Raw genomic sequence first — 6,565 nt, 5'->3', positions numbered from 1 at the left:
TGACCGCAGCTACATGCCTATCAGCAATTCACATGGCAACCTCCTTTCAGATTGCTAGACTAACCAGGCTTCTCCTGACGCACCAGAGAACACAGAGAGCACAGAAAAAGGCACCGGCCAATGCTCTGCGTTCTCTGTGTCTTCTGTGGTTTAAACTTCACAAACTGGCAGCTGATGCCACCGCTTTTGCGACACCCTCGCCGGGAGAGGGGCTTTGAGGTTTACTCAAATAGCATTGGGCCGCAGGCTGACTTCACCGGCCTGGAAGGTCCGGATATTGCCGTCTATGTCCAGGCGCAGTGCGCCTTGTGGGGTCACCCCGGCGTGGAGACCTGAGAAGCTTTGGTCGGCCAAGCGGATTGTGACCGGCTCGCCGCGGTAGCGATCGAAACGCTCCCACGCCGGGAGGAAGGGGCCGAGCCCGTCGCTGCCGTAACGCACCATGACCTCGGTGAGGCGCTCCGCCAACCGGGCCGCGAGTCGGTTGCGGCTAATGGCGCCGAGCCCGGCAACGGAATCCAGGTCGGTCCAGGGTTGATCGATCGCAGCGGCCTGGGCCGCGGGGAGACGGGTGTTCAACCCCAACCCGAGCACCACCAGGCTTGGGCCCTGGGCCTCGCCCGCCACCTCCAGGAGCAGGCCCGCGAGCTTGCGGCGGTGCCACAGGACGTCGTTGGGCCACTTGAGGCCGATGTCGGGTATGCCTTCCGCCTCCAGGACGCCGGCTACCGCGGTGCCCGCGGCCAGACTCAGGCCGCCGAGCACCGCCGGTCCCAAGGGGTAGCGCCACAGCAGGGAGAGATAGATGTTGGTGCCGAAGGGGGAGACCCAGGTCCTGCCGCGCCTCCCGCGTCCGGCCCGCTGGCGTTCGGCGAGACACAGGGTACCCGACGGCGCGCCCTGTTGCGCCTCGCGCATCAAGTGGCTGTTGGTCGAGTCGATATCGGCGTAGACCTCCAACCGCTCGATCCGGTGCCGGGCCTGGTGCGGGATCGCGGCTAGGATGCGTTCGGCACCGAGCAGCTCGAGGGGCGCCGCCAGGCGATAGCCGCGTCCACGCACCGAGCGGACCTCCAGCCCCAGTATCTCACCGGCCTTGTGTACCGCCTTCCAGACCGCCGCTCGGCTGAGACCTAAGGCCTGCGCCAGGTCTGCGCCGGAGTGGAGCTCGCCGTCGGCGAGCCGGCGGATAATCCTCAAGTGGGTTTCCATTCTCGCAAGACAGCCGATCTATTGACGCTCGTCAGTGATTAAGGCCCCCGAATAACATAGATTAACCTTCCTGTATGCGTCGGAGCCAGTCTCCGGTCGCCTAAAGGATGCTGTAACGAGGGTACTCATGGCTACCTTGGAAGCTGTACGGAGCCAGGATACCCCGCCGTCCAGCGTAAGAAAATAAAGGCGCTCGAAATGCCGTGTCTGCCTGTGCCTGTGATCTGCCTGCCGCCCGCCGGCAGGCGGGCCAGGCACTTAAACAAGTGAGCGTCGGGCCGGAGAATCCTTAGGGATCGAGGGTTCTTCAAGGTCCCCTTATAAAAATCCCGGTCGTCGTAGCACCGGGGCAGCATCAGCCACAGAGGAGGATCCCCCATGGGGTGGAAGATACCACGCCTTTCCCGCCGTGCGTTCCTGAAAACCACCGGCTACGGCACCGCCGGACTGAGCCTGCTCTCTCCCATTTCTCCCCTCGGCGGCATGGTCGGCAAGGCCGTCGCCAAGGATGAACAGGAGCAGGAGGAGGTCACCTATAGCATCTGTAATTTCTGCTCGTCGCTGTGCAACATAGAGGTCACTACCCGCACCAAGAACAGCGACAAGCGCATTGCCAAGATCGACGGCAACCCCAACTCCACGCTCAACCGCGGCAAGATCTGTGCCCGCGGTCAGGCGGGGATGCGCCAGACCTATGATACGGACCGCCTCAAGACGCCCATGATTCGCGTCGAAGGGACCAAGCGCGGCGAGTACAAGTTCCGCGAGGCGAGCTGGGAGGAGGCCTGGAAGTATATCGAAGACAAGCAGAAGTCCGCGAAGATCCAGCCCTGGGAATGGACCATGGTGGGCGGCTGGACCTCCTGCGTCTTCTATATGAACTGGGCCGTGCCCTTCGCGGTGGCCAACCAGGTGCCCAATATCATCGCCTCGCCCATGCAGCACTGCGTGACCACCGGCCACCTGGGCACGGACATGGTCACGGGCAACTTCAACATCCACGACGAGGTCCTGCCGGATTTCGATAACGCCAAGTACATCCTGTTCGTGGCTAACAACGCCTCCATCGGGGCGGTCTCTACCTGCCGCATGGTGCGCTTCGCGGAGGGTCGCAAGCGGGGCGCCAAGGTAGTGGCGCTGGACCCGCGCTGTTCCGAGACCGCGGCCAAGGCGGACGAGTGGATCCAGATCCGTCCGGGGACCGATCTGGCCTTCATGCTGGCCCTGATGAAGATCATGATGGAGAAGGGGTTCTACGACGGCGAGTTCCTCCGGCGCTACACCAACATGCCGTTCCTGGTCTACACGGACGACCAGGGCGAGCTGCGAATGGTCACCGACGAGGAAGGTCGTCCCAAGGTGGTGGAAGAGGGCCTCGGCAACATCCGCGTGCTGGAACAGTTCAGCAACAACAATTTCAAGGAGGCCAGGAGCACGACAGCGCAGGACAGCACCGACGTCGACCACGTCCACGGGCAGGAACAGCCCGGCAGCGGCGGTTCCACGCGCGGCGAGGACCACTACGCCGTCCCCTCCGGGGCGGGGCAAGACCCGCATGTTGCTGCGGCTCATACTCCCAAGGACGACCAGACCCTCACCTTCCTGCCCGCCCTCAAGCTGTCGCAACCTGTCATGGTCGACGGCAAGCCGGTCAAGACGGTGTTCGAGGCCCAGCTCGAGGCGCTCGCCGAGTACACCCCCGAGTGGGCGGCGGCGATTACCGGCATACCCAAGGAGACCATCGAGCGCATCTCCCGCGAGTTCGGCACCACCCGCCCGGCCATCGTGGACCCGGGCTGGCACGGCGCCCGCTTCGGCAACGCGCTGATGCTGCGCCGGGTGCAGGCCATGGTGCAGGCGCTCACCGGCGGTATCGACAGCGTGGGCGGCTGGGTAAACTCCGGCGAGGTGCATCACAAGGCGGCCCATATGTACAAGGACATGGAAGAGATGGGTATATCCATAGACGCCTTGGTAGGCAAAATGCACGAGCCTTTGTTAAACCTGGCCGGCCTGGCTTTTATCAAGCTGGTCATCGGGGCCTTCTCCGACCAGAAAGGCCAGTTCTTCAAGCATGGTAAGCCCGGCTGGTCCTGGGCCTTCAGCCAGCAGGAAAAGGAGGCCGGCCGGTTCAACGTCGCCCTGCCGGTGATGACCGACACCGGGCTCCAAGAGTCGGTGAAGGGCGAGCTGCAATTCAAAGGCGAGCCCTATCGGACCCGGGCCTTTCTGATCAACGCGGCCAACCCCGTCCGTCACTACTATCCCGATACCTATTGGCGGGAGGCCCTGAGTCACGAGAACGTGGAGCTGGTGGTGGCCGTGGACGTGCTGCCTTCGGATACGGTCCCCTACGCGGACGTGATCCTGCCCAATAGCACCTACCTGGAGCGCGACGAGCCTACCCTCTACGGCAACGGCACCAACCAGGACCTGGCCTTGACTACCCGCTATGCGGCCATCGATCCTCTTTACGACACCGATGAGATGGCGGACATCCTGTACCGGCTAACCGGCATCATCAGCGGCAATCAGGGGCAGGAGGGTTTCCTGCAGATGATGGAGATGCTGGTGGGGCTCAAGGCCGCGAACGTCAAGAAGTACTACGCCGAGACCCAACAGACGCATCAGGACAGGAAAGGGCAAGGGGCCTTCGCCGCCGCCTGCCGCAAGGCATCCTTCAACTTCTACGCCGAGCGTATTAAGACTACCCCGCAGCACATCGATAAAGTGCTGCGCGAGAAGGGGGTCTATCACGAAGAGGATATGCGTGAGATCCTCGCCCACCAGGCCATGCCGCGTAAGATCCCGGTGCCCACTGACAGCGGCCGGGTAGAGTTCTTCAGCGGCCTGATGCGCGCGCAACGCGACCTGGGCCACACCCAGGACAACTTCCAGGTGCTGGCCGGCTGGATCGCCCCCGAGATACCGGACGGCAAAGCGTTGGGAGCGGATGAGTTCTATTTCATCTACGGCAAGTCGCCCACCGTTTCCCACGCCTCCACCAACAGCAACAACCCGGTGCTGTCCGGCATCAACAAGTTCAAGGACGACATCTACAAGGGGGTCTGGATGCATCCGGACCGGGCCAAGAAGCTGGGCATCGGGAGCGGAGACCCGATCCGGCTTACCAACACCAAGTCCGGTCAGGAGGCCAAGGGTCGCGCCTATGTCACCCGCCTGGTACAGAAGGACACCTTGTTCATTCATTCCTCCTTCGGCGTGGAGAATAAGGCCCTGACCCGGACGTCCGGGGACGGTACCGCGACCAGCACGCTCATCCCCCATCAGGTGGAGCCCGTGGTGGCCGGATTCAGGTCCCAGGAATTCACCCTCAAAGTAGCTCGCGCTTAAGGCTGGGAGGATCTAAGACATGGCTAAATACGCGATGGTCATCGACCTCAACACCTGCGTGGGCTGCAATGCTTGCATGGCCGCCTGCACCCTGGAGAATCAGATGCCCGTAGGGCAAATCGAGGAGGATGGGGAGATCAAGTGGGATACCACGAAGTGGCGGACCTATGTCCACGACGAAGAGATCGGCGTGGGCAACGATGTGCACCGCCGCTTCTTCCCGCGCCTGTGCAACCACTGTGACAACCCGCCCTGCATGAGTGTCTGTCCCACCGGGGCGACCTATAAAACGGACGACGGCTTCGTACTGGTGAACGAAGACCTCTGCATGGGCTGCCAGGCCTGCGCCATGGCCTGTCCCTATAAGGCCCGGGTGGACATCACCTACGCGGACGTCCGGCAGGGCAAGGAGTTCTACGGCTCGGACTACCGCCGCACCCGTCCCAGCGTGGACAAGTGCTCCTTCTGCAACCACCGGGTCGAGAAGGGCTTAAAACCCGCCTGCGTGGAGACCTGCGTGGGCGAATCGCGGATGTTCGGTGATCTGGACAACCCCGAGGATCCGGTCGCCCAAATGGTCGCGAGCGGGGAGGCCCAACCGCTGATGCCCCACATCGGCACCCGGCCCAATGTCTACTACATCAACGATATGAAGCGGAGGGGCTGAGATGGAAGTCAACATCACCTACGAGACCCAGGACATCTGGACCTGGTGGTTCGCCGTCTACCTGTACACCGGCGGGCTCGGCGCGGCGGTGGTGGCGGTGACCTTCTTCACCGACATGTATCTCAAGGCCCATCGCAACCTGGTGCTCTGGGGAGCAGGCGCCGGGTTCGTGCTGCTGTCCCTGGGCTCCCTCATGTTGTTCTGGCATCTGCTCGATCACCTGGCGGTAATCCATGTGTTCAACCCGTTGGCCATGTTCAACCAGCCGATGGCCTGGATCGCCTGGGGCACCCAATTCATCCTCTGGATGATGATTTTTGCCGTGCTCTACGCGATTCCCTATGCCCGGGTGACCCCCTTGTTCCAGAACGCGCCGCTGCTCGGCAAGGCCCTGGAATGGGGTTTCGTGGTCAAACTGAGCGACTTCGTGGAAAAGTACCGCAAGCTCTTCGGTTGGCTCGCGGTCGCCACCGGGGTGGGCGTTGCCGTCTACACGGGTCTGTTGCTGCAATCCTTCCCCGCCGTGGCCCTGTGGGCGAATCCGGGGGTGGTGGTACTGTTCACCGTATCCGCTTTCTCCACCGCCATGGCCTTCCTGCTGCTCATCATGTACACCATCATCAAGGACGACGCGGATGAACACCTCCGGGTGCTCTACGAGCGCAGCGATCTGGGATTGATCGGAGCCGAGCTTTTGATCATCCTCTCCTTCTTCTTCTACCTGCAACGGGGACCCGAATCGGCCATGCGGTCGTGGGAGATCCTGTTCACCGACCTGGGTTGGCTGATCGGCTTTATCGGGTTCGGCCTTATCGTCCCCTTCTTCCTGGAGCTCAAAGGGGTCATCAAGGGCTGGACCAGTCATGCACCCATCATCGCCGCCTCCATCTTCGTGCTCGTCGGCGGTTACCTGCTGCGGCACTATTTCATGTATGCAGGGGTCTACGCCTACCCTTGGTAGGATGAGCCCGTAGCACCCCGGCGGATCAAAGAGGCGCGCAAGCGCCTCTTCGCGTAATTGGGGATGCCTTTGAGCCGCTAAGGTGGTTGCAACCTGATATATTTCTGCGTCAGCTGCCGATAGAATCAAGCATCGATCTCCTGCATTTCTACAGACCACAGAATGGGAGGGAGAGAGAGACGCAGACGGTTTGGAAGAAAGCAGTTTTCCGCAAAAGGTCACGCTTGTAGGTACGTTTGGGAGATAGGGACAAGAAAATGCAACCGGCACTTCAACCTACCCTCTACGAGTCCCTGGAGGCCCTGCCTGAAGGGGTGACCGGGGAGATCCTGAATGGGCAGCTGCATACTCACCCGCGGCCTTCCGCGGCT

At 62.1% G+C, this 6,565-nt stretch carries 4 protein-coding genes and 1 pseudogene; 4 read left to right on the top strand and 1 reads right to left on the bottom strand.

Features of this window, described 5'->3' with window-relative positions; all coding sequences use genetic code 11:
- Positions 1 to 225 precede the first annotated feature (225 nt).
- Positions 226 to 1,200, bottom strand: a complete 975-nt coding sequence (gene birA / locus BQ17_RS04185) for a bifunctional biotin--[acetyl-CoA-carboxylase] ligase/biotin operon repressor BirA (protein WP_369406456.1) — start codon at positions 1,198 to 1,200, stop codon at positions 226 to 228.
- A 390-nt stretch (positions 1,201 to 1,590) separates the two neighbouring features.
- Between birA and BQ17_RS04175 the strand changes: the two genes are divergently transcribed.
- From BQ17_RS04175 to BQ17_RS23135, 4 genes and pseudogenes are all read left to right on the top strand, one after another.
- Positions 1,591 to 4,566 carry a molybdopterin-dependent oxidoreductase gene (locus BQ17_RS04175; RefSeq protein WP_089724555.1) on the top strand — a complete coding sequence of 992 codons (2,976 nt, stop codon included), beginning with the start codon at positions 1,591 to 1,593 and terminating at the stop codon, positions 4,564 to 4,566.
- A gap of 19 nt (positions 4,567 to 4,585) precedes the next feature.
- On the top strand, positions 4,586 to 5,233 hold the full coding sequence (locus tag BQ17_RS04170; RefSeq protein ID WP_089724553.1) for a 4Fe-4S dicluster domain-containing protein: 648 nt from the start codon (positions 4,586 to 4,588) through the stop codon (positions 5,231 to 5,233).
- Between the two features lies 1 nt (position 5,234).
- A complete protein-coding gene (gene nrfD / locus BQ17_RS04165) occupies positions 5,235 to 6,194 on the top strand; it encodes an NrfD/PsrC family molybdoenzyme membrane anchor subunit (protein WP_089724551.1) in 960 nt (319 codons plus the stop codon).
- Between the two features lie 257 nt (positions 6,195 to 6,451).
- Positions 6,452 to 6,565, top strand: a pseudogene (locus BQ17_RS23135) (Uma2 family endonuclease); the annotation flags it as partial.

The organism is Candidatus Thiosymbion oneisti (assembly GCF_900092655.1).
GTDB lineage: Bacteria > Pseudomonadota > Gammaproteobacteria > Chromatiales > Chromatiaceae > Thiosymbion > Thiosymbion oneisti.
Note: the sequence above shows the minus strand (reverse complement) of the source record. Positions and strands in the feature narration are given on the sequence as shown.

Coding starts and splice junctions, on each gene's coding strand:
- BQ17_RS04175 (WP_089724555.1), top strand. CDS start 1,591: ATGGGGTGGAAGATACCACGCCTTTCCCGCCGTGCGTTCCTGAAAACC.
- BQ17_RS04170 (WP_089724553.1), top strand. CDS start 4,586: ATGGCTAAATACGCGATGGTCATCGACCTCAACACCTGCGTGGGCTGC.
- nrfD (WP_089724551.1), top strand. CDS start 5,235: ATGGAAGTCAACATCACCTACGAGACCCAGGACATCTGGACCTGGTGG.